This is a genomic window from Chryseobacterium sp. 7, from assembly GCF_003663845.1.
Lineage (GTDB): Bacteria > Bacteroidota > Bacteroidia > Flavobacteriales > Weeksellaceae > Chryseobacterium.
In genome coordinates, this window is sequence record NZ_RCCA01000001.1 from 2341510 (window position 1) to 2360617 (window position 19108).

Sequence of the window (19108 nt, forward strand, 5' to 3'; positions counted from 1 at the left end):
TGATTCTTCATAAACCCGCAATTGGTAAAAAAAAGATTTTTATCATGCTTTTTGAGAATAGATTATTTTAGTAATATCCCGATATAGCAATATATTCGGGTAACAATGTTAAGGTTACGGGTATTACTCTATGTTATATTGATACATTGGTACATTATTTCTATATTTGCAATCAAATTTTTCCGTTTTGAAAGTTTTCAAGAATTTTACAGATTACTCTTCTCAAAAGCCTTTAGCATTGTCTTTGGGTATGTTTGACGGGGTACATCTCGGGCACAAGAGTATCATTGATGAACTGACTAAAGTAGGTACAGAGAATAATCTGGAAACTGCTATCCTTACTTTCTGGCCGCATCCAAGGTTTGTTTTTAATCCTAATGAAGATCTAAAACTGCTGAATACGCTGGAAGAAAAAAAACAGCTGGTGGAGAAATATGGTATTGATAATCTGTTCCTGAAAGAATTTGATGAAGAATTCAGAAACTTAACCGGAGAAGAGTTTGTACGTCAGATTTTAGTTGATAAACTCAATGTAAAATACCTTATTATAGGATACGACCATTCCTTCGGAAAAAATAAAAGCGGAAACTTCGAGCTTCTTAAGAAATTATCCAAAGAGCTTGATTTTGAAGTAGAACAAATGGAAGCCATTAACATCCACGAAAATAATATCAGTTCAACAAAGGTTCGTAATGCTCTTTTAACCGGAAATATTACAGAAGCTAATGAGATGCTGGGGTATCCCTACTCAGTATCTGGTACAGTAGTCCACGGAAAGAAGATCGGAAGAACCATTGGTTATCCTACCGCCAATATTGATACGGAATCTATTAAGCTTTTACCCAAAAAAGGAGCTTATATTGTAGAAGTATTTATAAAAGGTAATTCATATAAAGGAATGCTGAGTGTGGGCACCAACCCTACCGTAAACGGAGAAAAATTAACTGTTGAAGTTTATATTCTGGATTTTAATGACGATATATATGATGAAAAAATAACCGTCAGGTTCAGAGATTTCCTTCATGATGAAATTAAATTTGAAAGCTTAGAAAAGCTTATCGAAAGACTGGACCTGGATAAAAAACACACCCAGGATTATGATTTCAAGAATCAACAATTTTGATTTTCTTAGATTTATTTTTGCAAGTTTTGTAATTATTTCCCATTCTTATGCCTTGTCAGGCGCTACTGAAGGCGATATATTATCCCGGATCACTAAAAGCCAGATGAATTTTTCATACGTTGGTGTCCACGGATTTTTTATTATCTCCGGATATTTAATTTTTAACAGTCTTCTTCGCTGTAAAGGCTTAGCCGATTATTATTGGAAAAGGCTTCTACGGCTCTACCCTGCATTATTCGTAGTTCTTTTTCTTACCGTTTTACTCGCACCCGCGGTGTATGAAAGCTCAGTTCCTTATCTGCATAATAAGTCGGTATACACTTATATTCCTCAAAATTTAACTTTATTTTTCCGTCAGAAAGGTATTGACGGTGTTTTTGAAAACAATCCTTACAAACACAGTATCAATGGAAGTTTATGGACTATATGCTATGAATTCAGCATGTATATCATGGTTTCATTCTTATTTTTTATAAGGAAGAAAAAATTCATGAAAATAGTTGTGATCCTCCTTTTTATAATAAGCTATGCCTTAACCATTTTTCATCCTGATTTTCTTTTTGGAGTATTCAGAAGAATGGAACTGGGCAGCGGCAGTTTTTATAATCTGATGTGCTTTTTCACAGCCGGAATGGTATTAACCTATTTGGATATAAAAAGTAAAAAAACAGAGAATATTCTTATTATCCTTTCGTTTATTGTACTTGCTCTGAGTATCTATATGGGCTTTTTTATATATGCCAGTTATATTACGATTCCTATATTAGTCATTCTTCTTGGTAAAAGATCAACCCAATATATTAACAGGCTTGGGGAAGTAGTAGGAGACACTTCCTACGGAATTTATATTTATTCTTTTCCTGTACAGCAGACACTGATGTATTTTTTTAAGCTGGATCCGGTTCTTTTGATGATTATTACATTACCGCTTTCATTTATGTTAGGATATATTTCCTGGCATCTGATTGAAAAGAAAGCATTAGGATATAAAGATTTATTTGCAAAAAAGGCTATTCAATAATGAATAGCCTTTTTATTTATTTCAATATTTTAAGATAAATCTTTTGTGGCTCTCCATTCAATTTCACATTAGGAAATTCTTTGTCATGGTCAATATAAATATCTCTTTTTTCCCCTGCTTTGCCATCCCCGTCAGAATCCCATTTGATGGAAACGTAATATTTCATACGGTCTGCAATTTTGGGATCAATACGACTGGCAGCATCCTTAGGAACTGGCATATCGATTGTAAACGGCACCGATGTCTGTTCATACTCCTGTTCGGTAATTAATGTAGCCGGAGCATCTGCCATAAGCGGATCGTGAGCATATAAACTTACTTTAAATTTAGGGTTTTTAATAGCAAAATGATCTGAACCTGTAAATTCCAGTTTAAGATTTTCAGAGGAAGCTTCTGCCGTGGAGGCTTCAGGAGTTGGATTTTCTGTAGTACTTTTCTTTACCGGATTGGTACAGCTTGATAGCATTAAAGCTCCTGTTGCTGCGAATAATAAAAGGTAGTTTCTCATTTGTTCTTTATTTTATTAACGTTAAATATATATTTCACCGATAATAGACAACAAATTTCGTACCTCAATTATTTTCAATCATTTATAGTGAATTCACTTCATTCTGAGCTTTTTTCGTCAGAGATTTAAAAACAAGATCATAAGACTGATCAATAAGTTTAAAGACCAGATCTCTTTTCAAGCCATCCAGTAATACAGAATTCCAGTGGGTTTTGTTCATATGATAGGCTCCTGTAATCTGAGGATATTGCTCACGAAGTTCTGCACTCCACTCAGGATCTGTTTTTACATTAATTGCCAAAGGCTGTCTTTCAAGGCCCATCAGTAAAAACATTTTGGTATCTACTTTAAGTACAAGTGTTTCGTTATCAAACGGAAAGCTTTCCGTAACTCCTTTTTTAGCAAGACAATAGTCTAAAATTTCGTTGGCATCCATGCAATTATGAGTAATGAGTGATCAGTAATTAGTAATGATTAAATGATATAATTCTTTAATCTTTGATTCAAATTTAGTAAATTTAAGAAAGAAATAATCCCGCAAAATCACAATTATTATGAAAGCTCTGGTAATAGGCGCTACAGGTGCCACAGGAAAAGATCTCGTCAATCAATTATTGAATGACAAAGAATTTGATGAAGTGGATATTTTTGTCAGAAAACCTGTCGATATTCAGAATAATAAGCTTAAAGTTCATGTTGTGAATTTTGAAAAGCCTGAGGAGTGGAAAGAGATGGTGAAAGGAGATGTAGCATTTTCTTGTCTGGGAACTACTTTAAAGGATGCCGGAAGCAAGGAAGCCCAAAAGAAAGTAGACTTTGACTATCAGTATGAATTTGCAAAAGCAGCGAAAGAGAATCAGGTGGAAGATTATATTCTGGTGTCAGCTTATGGCGCGAATCCCGATTCTAAGATTTTCTATTCTAAAATGAAAGGACAACTGGAAGAAGCTGTAAAACAATTACATTTCAATAAGATTACTATTTTCAAACCGGGAATGCTTGAACGAAAAGATTCTGAAAGAACCGGAGAAGTTTTAGGCAGCCGGATCATCAAATTCGCGAATAAATTAGGTTTACTGGAAAGTCAAAAGCCTCTGCCAACTGATATTCTGGCAAAGGCAATGATTAATTCTTCAAAAATAAAAAGCAACGGCTACTCCAGTATAAAACTTGGAAATATCTTTTGTTTTGCAGAGAAAAGTAATGAATGATTTGGGATGAGAGGTAATGTATTTCGTGTTAAAGAGGAAAACCTTCTTAGTAATTTCCCTAAAACCTAATTCCTGCTACCTATCACTTATAATCTATTACCTATTTTGTTGTTTTACTGTTCATTTTCTGTCCTAACTTCTCGTATTCAACATCATTAGGCTCCCAAAGTTCTATTTTGTTGCCTTCAATATCCATGATATGGACAAATTTCCCATATTCATACGTTTCTATCTTATCAACTATGATTACATTTTCCTTTTTTAACTGCTCCACCAGCTTTTCAAGATTTTCTACACGGTAATTGATCATAAAATCTTTCTCGGAAGGCAAAAAATATTTTGTTTTTTCACTGAATGGGCTCCACTGACTGAATCCTTTTTTAGAGTTATCAGCACCCTGAAACCATTCAAATACGGCTCCATATTCGTTCGTATTGAGACCAAGATGGCTTTCATACCATTCTCTCATTTTCTTAGGATCTTTGCATTTAAAAAAGATACCGCCAATGCCGGTTACTCTTTTCGTATCATCAGAACTGTTTTCCTTAACAGCCTTAAAAGCAAATCCTAACATAAATGAAGCCAGGACACAAAGGGTAAAAATTATTTTTTTCATAGAGATCGTTTATTAAGTTTAAAAATAAAAAAAGTGGATGTAAACACCCACTTGTAAAAATATAGTTTTTTATCTTTATTTCAGATACTTTGTAATCGCCTCACCGTTAGGGTTTGTAGTACTTACAAAAGTGTCTATCAGCTTTCCGTTTTCATCTACCAGGAATTTGGTGAAGTTCCAGAGGATGCTTGTATTTTTTACTCCGTTTAATTCTTTCTCTGTCAAGAATTTAAAGATAGGAGCTGTATCATCGCCTTTTACAGAAACTTTAGCCGCCATCGGGAATGTTACCCCATAGTTTTTCTGGCAGAAAGCTCCAATTTCAGTATTGGTTCCTGGCTCCTGTCCTCCAAAATTATTAGCAGGGAAACCTATAACTACCAATTTATCTTTATATTGCTCATACAAATTCTCAAGATCTGCATACTGAGGGGTAAATCCGCATTCTGAAGCAGTATTCACAATCAGGATTTTCTTTCCTTTGAAATCTGCAAAGTTGATTTCTTTACCATCAAGACTTTCTACTTTGAAGTCATATATTGTTTTTCCCATAAGTTCGTTGGTTTTGGTTTTTGAAATTTCACTTTTCTGGTTGGTGCAGCTTTGCAGAAATGCGACGAAGGAAAGCAGCATTAAAAAAATCTTTTTCATTTTTTTATCATTTTGTACAGCGGACTGCAGTTGGATTAAAACTTGAAAATATTAGCCGGAAATACTTTATTAATGTCTATTTTGTTTAATAACATCACATAATCTCCGTCTTTTTTAGTACTTGAAGATTCTATTCTGAAAGGCATTGTAAGGTTTCCTACTTTTCTAAAATCAGAATAGACAAGCGTTTCATCTTTTTTCACTTCTTTTATCAGCATATAAGTTTTTGTATCGAAGTAATACATATTCTTATTAACGTTCTTGGTAAGTTCCACTTTATGGCAGTAGATCTCTCCTACCTTTTCTTTTCCAAGGTATTTGGCATCAAATCCTTTATTTTCCCAGTCAATGAAGTCGTTATCAAAACTTTCCGGCACATATTCAGGGTATTCCTGAAGCTTATTGGCCGCATAGTTCATTGCGTAGCCTTTGGAACCGTCAAAACCTTCAATCGCGGTTTCTTTTCCTCCGGTAGTAATCAATGTTTTAGTAAGATTCGGACGCTGCTGAAAAATTCTTATCGGATACTCATCTTTGATTCCCAATACTACTTTTCCCTGAAGCAATACTGAATTCAACAATTTCCAATTGGTTAACCCTCCGGATAATTCAATATTCTTGTCAATAATTTCCTTTGCGGTCTGTCCGAATATTACATGCGAAAATATCAGTCCAAATACGAGTAGTAACTTCTTCATTAATTTTATTTATAAATTCAAATATAGGGGGATTTATGTGAAATTGCAAAAGTGCTAAAAGGCCAATTCGCTAATTTGCTTATTCTAAATTAACTTTCGGGCTTTTTCCAAATCTTCCGGTGTATCTATGCCTACTCCTACGAAATTGGTTTCTATCATTTTGATTTTCATTCCGTATTCCAGATAGCGGATGCATTCAATTTTTTCAGAAATTTCCAATGGTTTCATTGCCAGTTTTGAAAACTGCAGCAAGGCTTCTTTTCTGAAGGCATATACGCCGATATGTTTAAAATAGCTTACATCATAGGAAATCTCTCTGTGAAAAGGAATTACGGAACGGCTGAAATACAGGGCAAAACCGTTATTATCAGTAATTACTTTTACGTTATTCGGATTTTCAATTTCTTCTTTTTCATGCAGCTGAATTTTTAAAGAAGCTAAGGAAATTTCCTGCTGGTCATCATGTTTAAAAACTTCAATCAGCTGGCGTAAAGGTTCCAGTTTCAGGAAAGGTTCGTCTCCCTGAACATTGATCACGATGTCACAGTCTATATTTTGTACTGCTTCAGCAATACGGTCGCTTCCTGTCTCGTGTTGCCCTGTCATTACGGCTTTACCACCGTTTTTTACAATTTCATCAAGAATAATTTCGGAGTCTGTAGCTACAAATACTTCATCAAACAGCCCGGTTTCCACTACGTTCTGATAGGTGGTGGTGATCACGGTTTTTTCTCCTAAAATCTGCATTAATTTCCCCGGAAAACGGCTTGCTTCGTAACGGGCAGGGATGACAGCGATTATTTTCATTCAATACGATATTAAGTAATTCTTTTAAAATCAACAGGTTTCATTCCGGCATTTTCAAAAGCCTGAATAATCCTTTTATCCTGAGACCAAATGTAGTGAAAAGTATCTTATTTACTCTACAAAACAGAGATTTCAGCAGCTTAAAAAGAGAGTTTTACTCCTACCATATTGTATTCCCATTGGCGGGACGCGGTAAAATTGAGATTGTATTTTGTTTTTCCGATAGTTCCTTCTGATGAAGTATATCTGCTTTTTGAGATGGTTTTCCCGATAAAATATCCCATTAACAGGGCTAAAGGATAATCTGAAGCCCAGTGAACTTTACTCTGCATCATCTGAAAGCATAGTGCTCCTGCCAGTGTATATCCTACAGGTTTAATCCATTTTGCATCGGGATAATTGTCTGCAATCACGGTGATACCTGCCATAAAAGTGGTTAAATGTCCGGATGGCATAGCATCGTAATTCGAGGTATTTTTTCCGAAGGCTGAGAAACTTGGGAAAGGATTCCATGCCCCTCCTTTATGTTCGTATTCTTCTGCAATAAACGGGCTTTCTCTTCCGGTAATTCTTTTAAGGGTCTGAGTGAAAACTCCGGAAAGAATTAAACTTTCCATCAAACCGCTGGCTGTGGCCTGTGCTCTGTAATCATTCTTAATCAACCCATACGTCCCGAAACCAATTCCTAATAATACTAATGTGGAACCGTTTCCTATCAGGTACAGGGTAGATCCTATATCTTTCGGGATTTTAAAAACTCCACCTACTTTGGTGTAGTTATTATCTTTATCCATTCCCCATCTTTCTGCCAGCTCTCTGGAATTGTCGATCAGTTTCTGGTCAAATGGCAGGAGAATCAACGTTGCTGCAACAGCTCCTCCCAGATAATAGGCATGGTCCTGAGCCACGAAATCTTTATTGGTGTTGATAAAGTTTCTGGGTAATTTGGTTACAAAATCTAATAATTTCGGCTTTGGATAGGTCCGGACAGATCCGTCTTTCAGGGTGTAGGTTTGTACTTTTGGCAGTTCCAGTTCTTTTGGAAGCTCTTTCACCTTCAATGTGTCAATCTCTTGTGAGCATACCAATATTGAAACTGGTAAGAGTAGAAATCTCAGTTTTTTCATCGTGTAATTTTCGACTTTATTATATTTAAGTGTGTAAAAGCCCCAAAGGTAATCCCTAGTTGAGCTTAGTACAAAGAAGCAACCTGATTTTTAATATTTATTTAATTTTTTATAAATAAACGCTACTTCAGTTTAAATATTTGATCAAATAAATAATTCCATACATCCATGAAATATAAAGAAAAGAGTAAAAAAGTCCGAACCCAAGGCTTTTTAGCAAATCTCCTTTACATTTTCCTGAGTTTTTGAAAACCAATCTGAGCGCTCTGAAAAACACCCAATACAAAATTGCTCCCAGCAGAAATACGGCTGACCAAAAGAAAAGTCCGAAAAAATAAGAAAGAAAAATGAGCAGAATGGAAATTACAATCCATGCAAGAATAGAAAGAAGAACACCTCCTATTCCATCCCCTACAGCGGGTGGATCAAATTCGAAACCATTAAATTTTGGCGTTTTATCTGCATACCTTTGTATTCTTTCTTTGTTTAAAATATTTCCTACATTATCTTTTAATTTTAAGCCAGAATAGAGACCTATGCTGATAAACAGGAAAAATGCTCCGGCCAAAACGGATGTTGATAAGATTGAATTCTGAAAAAGGGAACGATGATCTGCTTTTCCTGAAAGCCATACACTTAGAATGACTACCGTGATGATCACCAGTGTTGAAAAAAATAAATATTTTGTTTCAAGAAAGGATTTCCGTGGAGGTTTCATGGTTTTATAGGATATAAAAACGCTTCGACTCCGATCAGCGTGACATGTCTAATACTCTTTTTGAGATCAAACAGTGTCATGCCAGGCAGAGTCGAAGCTTATATTTTATTGGAAAATTACTTTAATTTGTTCAAAGCGCTTTCCAGTTTTGGAAGCATTCCTTTGATCTCATCTACGGCTAATCCTCCTACAGAAGCACGGAACCAAGGTTCTGATTTTTCTTCTCCGAAAGCTGAGAATGGTACTAACGCCACTCCTGCTTCATTAATTAAGTAGAAAACAAGGTCCGAAGAGTTTTCAAGTACCGCCCCATCTGGTTTTGTTTTTCCGATATAGTTTAATTTAATGGTAAGATAAAGAGCTCCCATTGGTTCAATACTGTCTACAGCAAGTCCTTTTCCTTTTAAATCCTGAACTCCGTTGTGAAGAACTTTTAGGCTTTCTTCAAGTTTAGCTTTAAAATCATTAACGAAAGTATCTACATTCTCGTGATTTTCATAGAATTTAGCGGTTGCTTCCTGCTCCGGTTTTGGTGCCCAAGCTCCAACGTGGGTAAGAAGTGCTTTCATTTTATCAAGGATATGAGCGGGACCGAATCCCCAACCCACACGTACTCCTGTTGCTGCAAGGCATTTTGAAATACCGTCGATATAGATCGTATAATCTTTCATTTCCGGGAAAAGAGAAACCGGATCTACGTGCTCAGCCCCGAAAGTAAGGCAAGAATAAATCTGGTCATACATTAAGTATAACGGTTTTTCATCTGCTCCCCTTTTTTTGTTTTCAGCAATGACCAATTCGCAGATTTCTGAAAGCTGTTCTTTTGTAAACATAGTTCCGGTAGGGTTCAATGGTGAACACAATGCCAATAATACGGCTCCATCCAAATGAGGTCTTAAATCATCTGCTGTTGGAAGGAAGTTGGTTTCCGGTTTTGTCTTTACTTCTACAGCGTTGGCTGAAGTAAGGTAAGCATAGTGGTTGTTGTTCCAAGATGGTGTAGGATATACTACTTTATCTCCTTCGTCTACGATGGTTTTGTACACGGCATAGATCAAAGGTCTTGATCCTGCTGTGATCAGGATGTCTTCCGGAGAATAATCCAGGTTCCATCTTTTTTTAAGGTCTTTGGAAACTTCTTTTCTTAAAGATAAAAGTCCGTTGGCAGGAGGATAGTTCGTCAGATTATTCTGATATGCTTTCTGAATCTCTTCCTTCAGCAATGCCGGAATAGGATAGATATTAGAATTCAGATCACCAATAGTAAGATTGGCAATTTCCGCTCCTTTTGCTTTTAGATCATTTACTTCGTTACCAATTTTTACAATTTCAGAACCGATCAGGTTCGCTGCTAATTTTGAAACTTTCACTTTTTTTCTTATTTAAAATTTACTAATATTATCGTTCTCCATTAATTCTCTCATCTATTTGATCTACGGGCGTTTGTGCATCAAAAAGAGTGATTACTTCTTTTGCTTTTTTTGCCGTATTGGAATTCGGATATTTTTTAATGATCCTGTTAAATTCCGCTGTGTTTTCATCGTTTAGTTTTCCGGTTCCTTTGTCCTGATCTCTTTCGTAGGTTGGCGTATTATCCATTCCCAGAAGATAATCGGACAGGTAGTAGTTATAGTCTTGTTTTACAGTCTTTATCAGCTTACTCTCAGGATATTTATTCATAAAATTTTCCCAGAACATCAGCCTGTTTCCCAGTTGCTCCCAGCTGATTATCAATCCTGCATCTGCTGCATAATTGGTTTCACTTTCTTTGTCAGTCTGAGAAATATAGGCTTCATAATCCGGAGTTACTTTATTCTTAAAAAGTGAAGAATAATATCCCGGAATGGTCCATATTTCAGTCATTCCTTCTCCTACTTCCCTGAATTCAAGACCTGCTTTTTTGAGTTCTGAGGCTATTTTTTTAACATTATCCGGAAGGTTGTACTGATCCTTTTCGGAATTATAATAATTCACATATTTATCTAAGACATCAGTATGCATATTCATCAGACATTCGGTATACTTTCCTCTTATTTTTAAATAATCCTCGTATACTTTATCATTCTGTTCCGGACTGTTTCCTGGTATTTCTTTTTCGATTTTGGTACGATACCATTGAAGTGACGTGATATAATCCTCCGTTTTGTTGGTGGATGAACACACTGTGTCTATGGGCTTGTATTGATCTTCTTTGACTTTCGTTGTAGCAACCGAATCATTTACCGGTTTTGTATCTGCAACTGCAGCTTCCTTTTTACAGGAAACTACAGCTGCAGACAATAGGCAAACTGCTATTATTTTTTTAATCATCTGCTATTTTCAGAGTATTAATCCAGTTTTAAATCTGTTTTAACGGCTCCGATTTTAGCTTCCAATGATTTTAATTTATCTCTGAAATCTGCTTCTGAAGTAACGGAATCTTTCACTGAAACATAGAACTTGATTTTGGGTTCTGTTCCTGAAGGTCTTACGCATACTTTTGTTCCATCCTGAGTGTAATAGATCAAAACGTTTGACTTCGGAATGTCATTCATTACTTTTTTCTCGTTCGTAGAAATAGTAAGACTTGTCTGTTCCTTAAAGTCTTTTACTTCTTCTACCAATGAACCTGCCAGTTCTTTTGGAGGATTTTCGCGGAAGTTTTTCATCATATTCTGAATTTCTTCAGCACCTTCTTTTCCTTTTCTTACGATATTGATTAATCCTTCATAATACATTCCAAGATCTTCGTAGATCTCGATCATGTACTGATACATTGTTCTTCCGTTAGCCTTACACCAGGCAGCAATTTCGCAAGCTATAAGGATACTTCCACAAGAGTCTTTATCACGCACAAAATCTCCGGTCATGAATCCGAAACTTTCTTCACCACCACATACGAATTTCTGTGTACCTTCTGCTTCACGGATCATTTTTCCGATCCATTTGAATCCGGTAAGACCTACTTTGCATTCTACCCCAAATTTTTGTGCGATATCAAAGAAGATATCTGAAGTCACAATCGTAGAACCTATGAATTCTTTTCCGGTAATTTTCCCTTGTTTTCTCCATTCATTCAGGATATAATAAGTAAGAATTGTATTGGTTTGGTTACCGTTTAATAATTGCATTTCACCATCAAGGTTTCTTACTGCAATCCCTAATCTGTCTCCATCCGGATCTGTTCCGATCACGATATCTGCATTAGTAATTCTTGCCAGATCCATTGCCATTTCCAATGCTGCAGGCTCTTCCGGGTTTGGAGAATCTACTGTAGGGAAATTTCCGCTTGGAATCATCTGTTCTCTTACAAGATCTACTTTTTTAAATCCTGCTTTTTCAAGAGCCTTAGGAACTGTTGTATACGTTGTTCCGTGAATAGATGTGAAAACGATATTTAAATTTTCTTTTCCAACATTCTGATAGGTAGAGTTTTCAATACAGGCATCGATATACACATCATCCTGCTCCTCTCCGATCCACTCGATCAGATCATCATTTCCGTTGAATTTAATTTCTTCGAATTTCACAGAATATACTTCATTGATAATCGCTTCATCATTAGGCGGAACAATTTGTGCTCCATCGTTCCAGTATACTTTATACCCGTTATATTCTGGCGGGTTGTGAGAAGCCGTTAATACAATTCCTCCATTACATTTTTTATCACGAACTGTGAAAGACAATTCAGGAGTCGGCCTGTGATCCTTGAAAAGCAATACTTTAATTCCGTTTGCTGTCAAAACATCTGCTACCAACTTTCCAAATTCTTTGGAATTATGACGAACATCATAAGCAATAGCCACTTTAATTTCTTCACCTTTGAACTGCTGCAGCATATAATTTGCCAATCCCTGAGTAGCCTGTCCCAGTGTATATTTATTCAAGCGATTGGTTCCTACTCCCATTATCCCACGCATACCTCCTGTACCGAATTCCAGTTCTCTGTAGAAAGAATCTTCCAGATCAGGGGAATTGCTGTCGATCAATGTTTGTACAGCATCTCTCGTTTCTTTATCGAAAGTATCACTTAACCAAAGTTTCGCTTTTTCTAATGTATTCATATTTGTATTGTTGTTCTTTTATAGTTTGTAAAGTTTCTAGTTTAAATAATACTGTTTTAATCCAGTTTTTTGTTTTCGACTTTCGTTGTTTTATCAATTTTGAAAGCTCTGATTGGATCGTTATAATAGATAAATTTTGCAGTATTCTGAATATGTCCTTTTAACGAATCCTTTACATTTACTTCTGCATAGTTTCCGTTTTTAGAATCAATATTCAGATTGGTGATTTTCCAGTAAGGCGCAATTAAACTTGCTGTATCTGAAATCTTTATCACTGCATTTTTTGACAATCCAAGGAAATTAGCACGGCTTCTGTTTTGCATTTCCACTTCTGCTCTTCTGGTGTTTACAGATCCCATGAAGCTCGCATTATTTTTCATGTTGAGTCTGAAATTGTCTGTTTTGATTTCACTTGAAATATTCACTTCAACAGAATCAGAAACGGCTACTTTTTCCAGGTTGTATTTTGAATAAATCGTCACGTTGTAAAAATCAACTCCTTTTGTCCCTCTTTTTTCTTTAATGAAAAGAGTTTTATCTTTTACATCCACATCCAGATTGCCCGCCACATTTGGATAGGTTTCTATTTCCACAAAATTTTTCGGACCTCTGGCATAAAATACACGGAATTTTCCTTCTAAATCAAGGTTTACAAACTCCGAAACATCCACATCTTTCTTTTCAATATTTCCTTTTGGAGAAACTTTTCCACAGGAAACAACTGCCACCAGCATTAATGTGTATACAACTTTTTTCATATTTAATTTTAAATATTCTATATTATAATCGCAACGATTTTTACTGAAAATCTCTGAAAGCTTTTTCATGTCTCTCAAAGGACTTTCAATATTACTTTAAACAAAAATAGGATTAAAATTTCTAAAAATCTTTGTCTTTTGACAATAAAATACCTGATATTTTTAATTTTCTGCTTTTCAGGAAAAGACTATTTCTTTGTATGCTTTACTTTTGCTTTTGATCTGATAAGTTCAAAATACAAAAAACACTCTGTTTTTTGCAGAGTGCTTTTTATTATATTTCATTATTAGCCTATAATAACTGATAAAAGGTATAGTTTTTTGTTCTAGCTATTTTCCACAGAAGCACCATAAATGATTAAAGCTAAAAGGATTGCAACAATAACAACCCCAATAATCAAAGGTTTCCATATCGCTTTTTTTGAATATTTTTCTTCATCCGGAAAATATTTTGGCATAAAGTAGTAAGAGAGTAAGCATCCCCCACCAAGACCACATAAATAAGCCAATGAACTTTTAGGCTCTTCCGGGATGTTTACAATAACTCCTGTGATAACCGTCAGCAGAATAGAAATTGCCAATACGGTATATGCTTCTTTCTTTTTGTTAGCCTCAATTAAATTTTGGTATAACAAAACCCCTCCGAAAAGCGTTGAAAAACAAATAGAAAATCCTAAAATGGTTTTTTTAGAATAAATTTTTGGCAGCTTTTCTTCCATTATATCACTTCATCAATATTATAATTCTTGTGCTCGCGGTTTGTTCTGATAATCATTTCTCCTAAGAATCCTGCTACAAACAGAAGGCTTCCCATGATCATCATCGTTAATGCGATATAGAACCATGGATTATTCGTAATTAAATGTCCGTAGATTCCTCTTGCTACATCAATCAGTTTAGAGATTCCTAACCAAAGCGCAGAAAGAAAACCAACAATAAACATCAAAGTACCAACAGCTCCAAAGAAATGCATTGGTCTTCCTCCAAAACGGCTTACAAACCAAAGGGTTATCAAATCCAAAAATCCTCTGACAAATCTTTCAGTTCCGAATTTTGAAGTTCCGTAAGGTCTTGCCTGATGCTGTACTTCTTTTTCCGTAATTCTTCTGAAGCCTGCATTGGCAGCCAGTACTGGAATATAACGGTGCATATCGCCGTAAACATCAACAGATTTTACGACCTGTTTTTTGTAAGCTTTCAAGCCACAATTGAAATCGTGAAGGTAAACTCCTGAAACTTTTCTTGCGGCGGCATTGAATAATTTTGACGGAATATTTTTCGTCATTACATTATCAAAACGCTTCTTTTTCCAACCTGAAACAATATCATAATTATCATGGATTACCATATTGTAAAGTTCCGGAATTTCTTCCGGGAAATCCTGTAAATCGGCATCCATTGTAATCACAACATCTCCGTTTGTTCTTTCAAAAGCGGCATGAAGCGCCTGAGATTTTCCATAATTTCTGGAAAATTTAATAGCGTGGATCTGAGGATACTGAACTTTCATATTCTCAATAATGCTCCACGACAAATCCGTACTTCCATCGTCTACAAACCAGATTTCGTAAGATAAATTGCTGGTTGTGCATACTTTATCAATTCTTGAAAAAAGCTCTTCCAGAGAGTCTTCTTCGTTCAGTAACGGAATAACTATAGATAAATTCATTTAATTTTAATAAAAATTAGGCTTGATTGGTTTCTTCGGGCTGATGTAGTGTTCTTGTTCTGAAAAACGCTCCGAAAAACACCGACAAAACTACGTAAAATATAAGAATTGCTGCAAAATATCCTGAAAAATGACTTGCAGTAAGCATGTCTTTTCCTTTAACCGCCTCTGGTGTGAAGCTTTGTAATCTTTCTTTATACTTCTGATCCAGCTCATCAATATCTTTCTGATGCTTCAGAATTTTTCTTGCAGAGGTATATTCTGTATCCAGCTCCGATTTTTGTCTCTGAACATACTGGTAGTTCAACAGGTTTTTGGCTGCCGGATCTACAAAGTTTAAAAAGGCATAAATGCTGAAAATGGAAAGAATTCCTCCCACAAACATCGGGACGAATGCTCTTTTGAAAGCGTCTTTGAATTTTACTACTCTATGGGTATTCCAATAAGATTTTACAGACCAGAATGCTGCCCCGGCATAAAGAAGAGGCAAAACAAAAGCATTGGCTTTCAATGAGATATCAAAATAATTGATTCCTGAAAAAAATGTATATACTACAAAAAAAACGATCATTGTAGCGATAAAAAGTATAATTCCTAGTGTTGATGGACTTTTCGTCATATTTAAATTTTTAGAAAAAAGTTGAAAAATTTTCCCTCTAAATGTCAGGCGTTTAGCCTTACCACTGCATTTTTTCAACTAATTTTCTTTAATAAAGTTTTGAAGTTTATAAAATATTCCTACCTTTGCAACGGCAAGTCCTAAACAACCAGCTCCTGAGAATCCTCCAGGGTGGGAACGCAGCAAAGGTAATTGGTCGTAGCGGTGTGATTTAGGTAGCTTGCCATTTTTTTTTGATCTAAAGTAAGAAGAGAGGTAATTTGATAATTATCTTTTTTTGTTTTTAATACCTTACGCATCATTTTCATTTTTCTAATTTTCAGATTACCTCCGGTTCAGTTATTGATTAAAATTCGAATGTCTCACCTAATTTTGGTAAAACAAGTTCTACATTTTTATCTGCAAAATGCTTTAATGCGCTTTCATGATTGATTTCAATAGCAGGGAAAGTATCAAAATGGCATCCGATTACTTTCGGTGTTTTTAACAGCTCTGCTGCTGCAAAAGAAGCTTTTCTAGGGCACATAGTGTAGTGGCTTCCGATTGGAAGAATAGATAGGTCTATGTTTCCGTATAGTCTTGGGAACAGCTCCATATCAGCCATTACTCCTGTATCTCCTGCCAAATAGATATTCTTACCTTCAGGAAGTCTGAAGATATACCCTACAGGAACGCCTCCATAGCTTCCATCCGGGAAAGAACTTGTATGGTGAGCCGGAACCATGGAAATTTTAAGATCGTCGATTTTTGCCGATCCTCCTAAGTTCACATCATCTCTGTTTTTAGCCTGCTGGAAGTAACCGCATACTTCAGGAACTCCAATAATGGTAGCTTCAGGATAATGCTGCAATACTTCTGCTACATCAGCAATATGATCACCGTGCGCATGGGTCAAAAGGATATAGTCGATTTTTTGAGCAGCAATATCAAAACCTGATTCTGCTTTTTTGTAATTGTAAAAAGGGTCACTCAAAATTGTTTTGTCCTTGTACGTGAACAGGAAACAGTTTTGTCCTAAGAATTGTATTTTCATTTTAAATTTAATTTCAAATATTATTAAACACAAATGACTCAAATAATTTCACAAACAGCACAATCAGATTAGTGATATTTATGAAAGCATTCGTGTCATTCGTGTTTTCTTTAATTTTATTTCTGTGGGAATTTATCTTCAATCAGTCTGAGATTAATTCCATGTTCCAGATAAGCTTTACACCCATCTAAGACTGTTGTAAAACCTCCTGTATTGTCATTAATAACTTTTAACAGATCTTCGCCCGTCTGGCTGAATCCGTAGCTTTTAATGATAACAAGAGTTCCTTTTTCCATGGTTTTGAATTCATAGTCTACATGAGTTGAAGGTTCTCCCCACTCTGTTCTGATCAGCTGGTTTAGGATGATCTCCTGAACTTTCACTTCGGATTTTACGCCATACATTTCCCATTCCCAGGTAATTGTTTTACCTTCTTCCAGTTTTCCTGTAGATTTTGTAAACCAGAAATGAGTGGTTACTTCCGGATTGATGAATGCCTCAAAAACATCCTCAATTGGTTTTCTGATAAGCATTTGAGCTTCAACATAGACATTGGAATTCATAAGTGTTTTATTTTTAAATTAGTTAAATAAATTAAGTCCGACCGCCGTCAGAATAGCCATTACAAACGTCATGATTCCTACCTGTTTTAAATATTGGTCTAATTCTTTCGGTTCTTTTACGGACAAAATCTTTCTTCTTAATTTTGATAATGGGAATAACAGAATCATTACAATAAAAACATAGTAGTTTTGCCCCTGCATGAATCCATTTATTCCTAAAAACATAAGAATCAGCAATAATGGAAGCTGTAACAGCACCATTTCATAGATCATTGCATTTTTGAATCCGATTCTCAATGCAAAGCTGTTTTTTCCTGATAATTTATCACTTTCGATATCTCTCATGTTGTTCAGGTTAAGAACCGCCATACTCATCATTCCTACAGCCGTTCCGGGTAATAACATATCCCAGCTGAACGTTTTTGTAAACAGAAAATAACTTCCACATACGGAAACCAATCCAAAAAAGATAAACACGAAGATATCTCCCAGTCCCATGTATCCGTAAGGTTTTTTACCCACCGTATATCCAATGGCTGCAAGAATACATGCTATTCCTAATCCTATGAAGATATAGAATTCATTCATATAATTCGGAATGAAAGCTACGTACAGCAAAGCAATGGTAGCAATGAAAGACAATGCTGCGAAAAGAATCACTGCATTTTTCATCTGTTTGGCGGTAATTTTTCCTGATGCTACAGCTCTGGCTTCTGCTTCATTGATTCTTTTGGCATCAGTTCCTTTTACTCCGTCACCATAATCATTGGCATAATTTGATAAAATCTGGTATAAAAGCGTTACCAAAAGAGCGAGTGCAAGGATCTTCCAATCCCAGGTTCCGCCTTCTCCGTACAGTCTCCATTTTGCAATGAAAGCTCCCATAATAATTCCGCTTAGTGAAAGCGGTAAAGTTCTTAGCCTTGCGGCTTTTATCCAATCCGTCATACTATTTATAAGTAATAAGCAATGGGTAATAAGTAATGAAGAATATTGCTCATTACTTATTACTCATCACTAATGTTATGATATCCATTGATCTTCTCCGAAGTTGGGCTTTCTTTTTTCAAGGAATGCATTTCTTCCTTCTTTAGCTTCTTCGGTCATGTATGCTAAACGGGTTGCCTCTCCTGCAAATACCTGCTGTCCTACCATACCATCGTCTGTAAGATTCATCGCAAACTTCAGCATTCTGATAGACATTGGAGATTTAGCCAATATTTCCTGAGCCCATTCGTAGGCTGTATCTTCTAATTCTGCATGTGGAACAACTTTGTTTACCATCCCCATTTCAAAAGCTTCCTGAGCCGAATAATTTCTTCCTAAAAAGAAGATTTCGCGGGCTTTTTTCTGACCTACCATTTTAGCAAGGTAAGCAGAACCATAACCACCGTCAAAACTTGTCACATCCGCATCTGTCTGCTTGAAGATTGCATGCTCTTCACTTGCTAAAGTTAAATCACATACTACATGAAGCGAGTGTCCTCCACCAACTGCCCATCCCGGAACCACTGCGATAACCACTTTCGGCATGAAACGGATTAAACGCTGAACTTCAAGAATATTCAAACGGTGTCTTCCATCTTCTCCAACATACCCTTGATCTCCTCTTGCTTTCTGATCTCCTCCGCTACAGAAAGCCCAACCTCCGTCTTTAGAACTTGGCCCCTCTCCTGAAAGCAATACAACACCTATTGAAGGGTCTTCAGAAGCGTCATAAAAAGCATCGTATAATTCTGAAGTTGTCTTTGGCCTGAACGCATTACGAACTTCCGGTCTGTTGAAAGCAATTCTTGCTACTCCGTTACATTTTTTATAGGTAATATCTTCGTATTCCTTGGCGGTTTTCCACTCGATCATCTTATAAAAATTTTTCTCAAAGATACGGAATTACAGAGAATTTCTATAGGGGAAATTTACGATCATTGCTATTGGGAAGAGAA

Annotated in this window: 22 protein-coding genes and 1 other RNA gene; 4 read left to right on the top strand and 19 right to left on the bottom strand. The window is 35.9% G+C overall.

The window, feature by feature from the left end:
* Positions 1 to 187: 187 nt before the first annotated feature.
* Both CLU97_RS10770 and CLU97_RS10775 read left to right on the top strand, forming a co-directional pair.
* Entirely contained in the window at positions 188 to 1123 is a 936-nt protein-coding gene (locus tag CLU97_RS10770) for a bifunctional riboflavin kinase/FAD synthetase (protein ID WP_121487928.1), read from the top strand.
* Positions 1098 to 2144, top strand: coding sequence for an acyltransferase family protein (locus CLU97_RS10775; RefSeq protein ID WP_121487929.1), 1047 nt, complete (start codon positions 1098 to 1100; stop codon positions 2142 to 2144). Before CLU97_RS10770 ends, CLU97_RS10775 begins: the two co-directional genes overlap by 26 nt.
* 16 nt (positions 2145 to 2160) lie before the next feature.
* Here the strand turns inward: CLU97_RS10775 and CLU97_RS10780 are convergent, their stop codons facing one another.
* Together CLU97_RS10780 and CLU97_RS10785 are read right to left on the bottom strand one after the other, a co-directional pair.
* Positions 2161 to 2652, bottom strand: a complete 492-nt coding sequence (locus CLU97_RS10780; RefSeq protein WP_228437646.1) for a YbaY family lipoprotein — start codon at positions 2650 to 2652, stop codon at positions 2161 to 2163.
* Positions 2653 to 2734: 82 nt separating this feature from the next.
* Entirely contained in the window at positions 2735 to 3088 is a 354-nt protein-coding gene (locus CLU97_RS10785; RefSeq protein ID WP_121487930.1) for an MmcQ/YjbR family DNA-binding protein, read from the bottom strand.
* A 118-nt stretch (positions 3089 to 3206) separates the two neighbouring features.
* Between CLU97_RS10785 and CLU97_RS10790 the strand changes: the two genes are divergently transcribed.
* The gene (locus CLU97_RS10790; RefSeq protein WP_121487931.1) at positions 3207 to 3863 is read left to right on the top strand and encodes an NAD(P)H-binding protein; all 657 of its coding nucleotides are present in this window, start codon (positions 3207 to 3209) and stop codon (positions 3861 to 3863) included.
* A gap of 100 nt (positions 3864 to 3963) precedes the next feature.
* On the opposite strand, the gene CLU97_RS10795 is transcribed toward CLU97_RS10790, so the two are convergent.
* The 13 genes from CLU97_RS10795 to CLU97_RS10855 form a co-directional block, all read right to left on the bottom strand.
* Positions 3964 to 4479, bottom strand: coding sequence for a VOC family protein (locus tag CLU97_RS10795; RefSeq protein WP_317125981.1), 516 nt, complete (start codon positions 4477 to 4479; stop codon positions 3964 to 3966).
* Between the two features lie 75 nt (positions 4480 to 4554).
* Complete coding sequence (locus CLU97_RS10800; protein ID WP_121487932.1) at positions 4555 to 5130, bottom strand: glutathione peroxidase; 576 nt, start codon at positions 5128 to 5130, stop codon at positions 4555 to 4557.
* A gap of 35 nt (positions 5131 to 5165) precedes the next feature.
* Positions 5166 to 5828 (bottom strand): histidine kinase, encoded by a 663-nt coding sequence (locus CLU97_RS10805; RefSeq protein WP_121487933.1) that lies wholly within the window; start codon positions 5826 to 5828, stop codon positions 5166 to 5168.
* Between the two features lie 84 nt (positions 5829 to 5912).
* Positions 5913 to 6635: a 3-deoxy-manno-octulosonate cytidylyltransferase gene (kdsB, locus tag CLU97_RS10810; RefSeq protein ID WP_121487934.1), complete on the bottom strand. Its 723-nt coding sequence runs from the start codon at positions 6633 to 6635 to the stop codon at positions 5913 to 5915.
* Between the two features lie 140 nt (positions 6636 to 6775).
* Positions 6776 to 7762, bottom strand: coding sequence for a phosphatase PAP2 family protein (locus CLU97_RS10815; protein ID WP_121487935.1), 987 nt, complete (start codon positions 7760 to 7762; stop codon positions 6776 to 6778).
* Between the two features lie 127 nt (positions 7763 to 7889).
* Complete coding sequence (locus CLU97_RS10820) at positions 7890 to 8480, bottom strand: hypothetical protein (protein ID WP_121487936.1); 591 nt, start codon at positions 8478 to 8480, stop codon at positions 7890 to 7892.
* A gap of 116 nt (positions 8481 to 8596) precedes the next feature.
* Positions 8597 to 9850 (bottom strand): pyridoxal phosphate-dependent aminotransferase, encoded by a 1254-nt coding sequence (locus tag CLU97_RS10825; RefSeq protein WP_121487937.1) that lies wholly within the window; start codon positions 9848 to 9850, stop codon positions 8597 to 8599.
* A gap of 28 nt (positions 9851 to 9878) precedes the next feature.
* On the bottom strand, positions 9879 to 10790 hold the full coding sequence (locus tag CLU97_RS10830; protein WP_147436471.1) for a hypothetical protein: 912 nt from the start codon (positions 10788 to 10790) through the stop codon (positions 9879 to 9881).
* A 17-nt stretch (positions 10791 to 10807) separates the two neighbouring features.
* A complete protein-coding gene (locus CLU97_RS10835; protein WP_121487939.1) occupies positions 10808 to 12523 on the bottom strand; it encodes a phospho-sugar mutase in 1716 nt (571 codons plus the stop codon).
* A 56-nt stretch (positions 12524 to 12579) separates the two neighbouring features.
* Positions 12580 to 13281 carry a GIN domain-containing protein gene (locus tag CLU97_RS10840; RefSeq protein WP_121489713.1) on the bottom strand — a complete coding sequence of 234 codons (702 nt, stop codon included), beginning with the start codon at positions 13279 to 13281 and terminating at the stop codon, positions 12580 to 12582.
* A gap of 326 nt (positions 13282 to 13607) precedes the next feature.
* Positions 13608 to 14000 carry a hypothetical protein gene (locus CLU97_RS10845; RefSeq protein WP_121487940.1) on the bottom strand — a complete coding sequence of 131 codons (393 nt, stop codon included), beginning with the start codon at positions 13998 to 14000 and terminating at the stop codon, positions 13608 to 13610.
* Positions 14000 to 14950, bottom strand: coding sequence for a glycosyltransferase family 2 protein (locus CLU97_RS10850; protein WP_121487941.1), 951 nt, complete (start codon positions 14948 to 14950; stop codon positions 14000 to 14002). The genes CLU97_RS10845 and CLU97_RS10850 overlap by 1 nt, the downstream gene beginning before the upstream one ends.
* 16 nt (positions 14951 to 14966) lie before the next feature.
* Entirely contained in the window at positions 14967 to 15569 is a 603-nt protein-coding gene (locus CLU97_RS10855; protein ID WP_121487942.1) for a DUF4199 domain-containing protein, read from the bottom strand.
* A 131-nt stretch (positions 15570 to 15700) separates the two neighbouring features.
* On the opposite strand from CLU97_RS10855, the gene ffs reads away from it, so the two are divergent.
* Positions 15701 to 15798, top strand: an RNA gene (gene ffs / locus CLU97_RS10860) — signal recognition particle sRNA small type.
* A 117-nt stretch (positions 15799 to 15915) separates the two neighbouring features.
* Here ffs and CLU97_RS10865 read toward each other — a convergent pair.
* From CLU97_RS10865 to CLU97_RS10880, 4 genes are all read right to left on the bottom strand, one after another.
* Positions 15916 to 16602: a metal-dependent hydrolase gene (locus CLU97_RS10865; protein ID WP_121487943.1), complete on the bottom strand. Its 687-nt coding sequence runs from the start codon at positions 16600 to 16602 to the stop codon at positions 15916 to 15918.
* A 116-nt stretch (positions 16603 to 16718) separates the two neighbouring features.
* Entirely contained in the window at positions 16719 to 17165 is a 447-nt protein-coding gene (locus CLU97_RS10870) for an SRPBCC family protein (RefSeq protein WP_121487944.1), read from the bottom strand.
* An 18-nt stretch (positions 17166 to 17183) separates the two neighbouring features.
* Positions 17184 to 18113, bottom strand: coding sequence for a 1,4-dihydroxy-2-naphthoate octaprenyltransferase (menA, locus tag CLU97_RS10875; RefSeq protein WP_121487945.1), 930 nt, complete (start codon positions 18111 to 18113; stop codon positions 17184 to 17186).
* 75 nt (positions 18114 to 18188) lie between these two features.
* On the bottom strand, positions 18189 to 19025 hold the full coding sequence (locus CLU97_RS10880; protein WP_121487946.1) for a 1,4-dihydroxy-2-naphthoyl-CoA synthase: 837 nt from the start codon (positions 19023 to 19025) through the stop codon (positions 18189 to 18191).
* Positions 19026 to 19108: the final 83 nt, after the last annotated feature.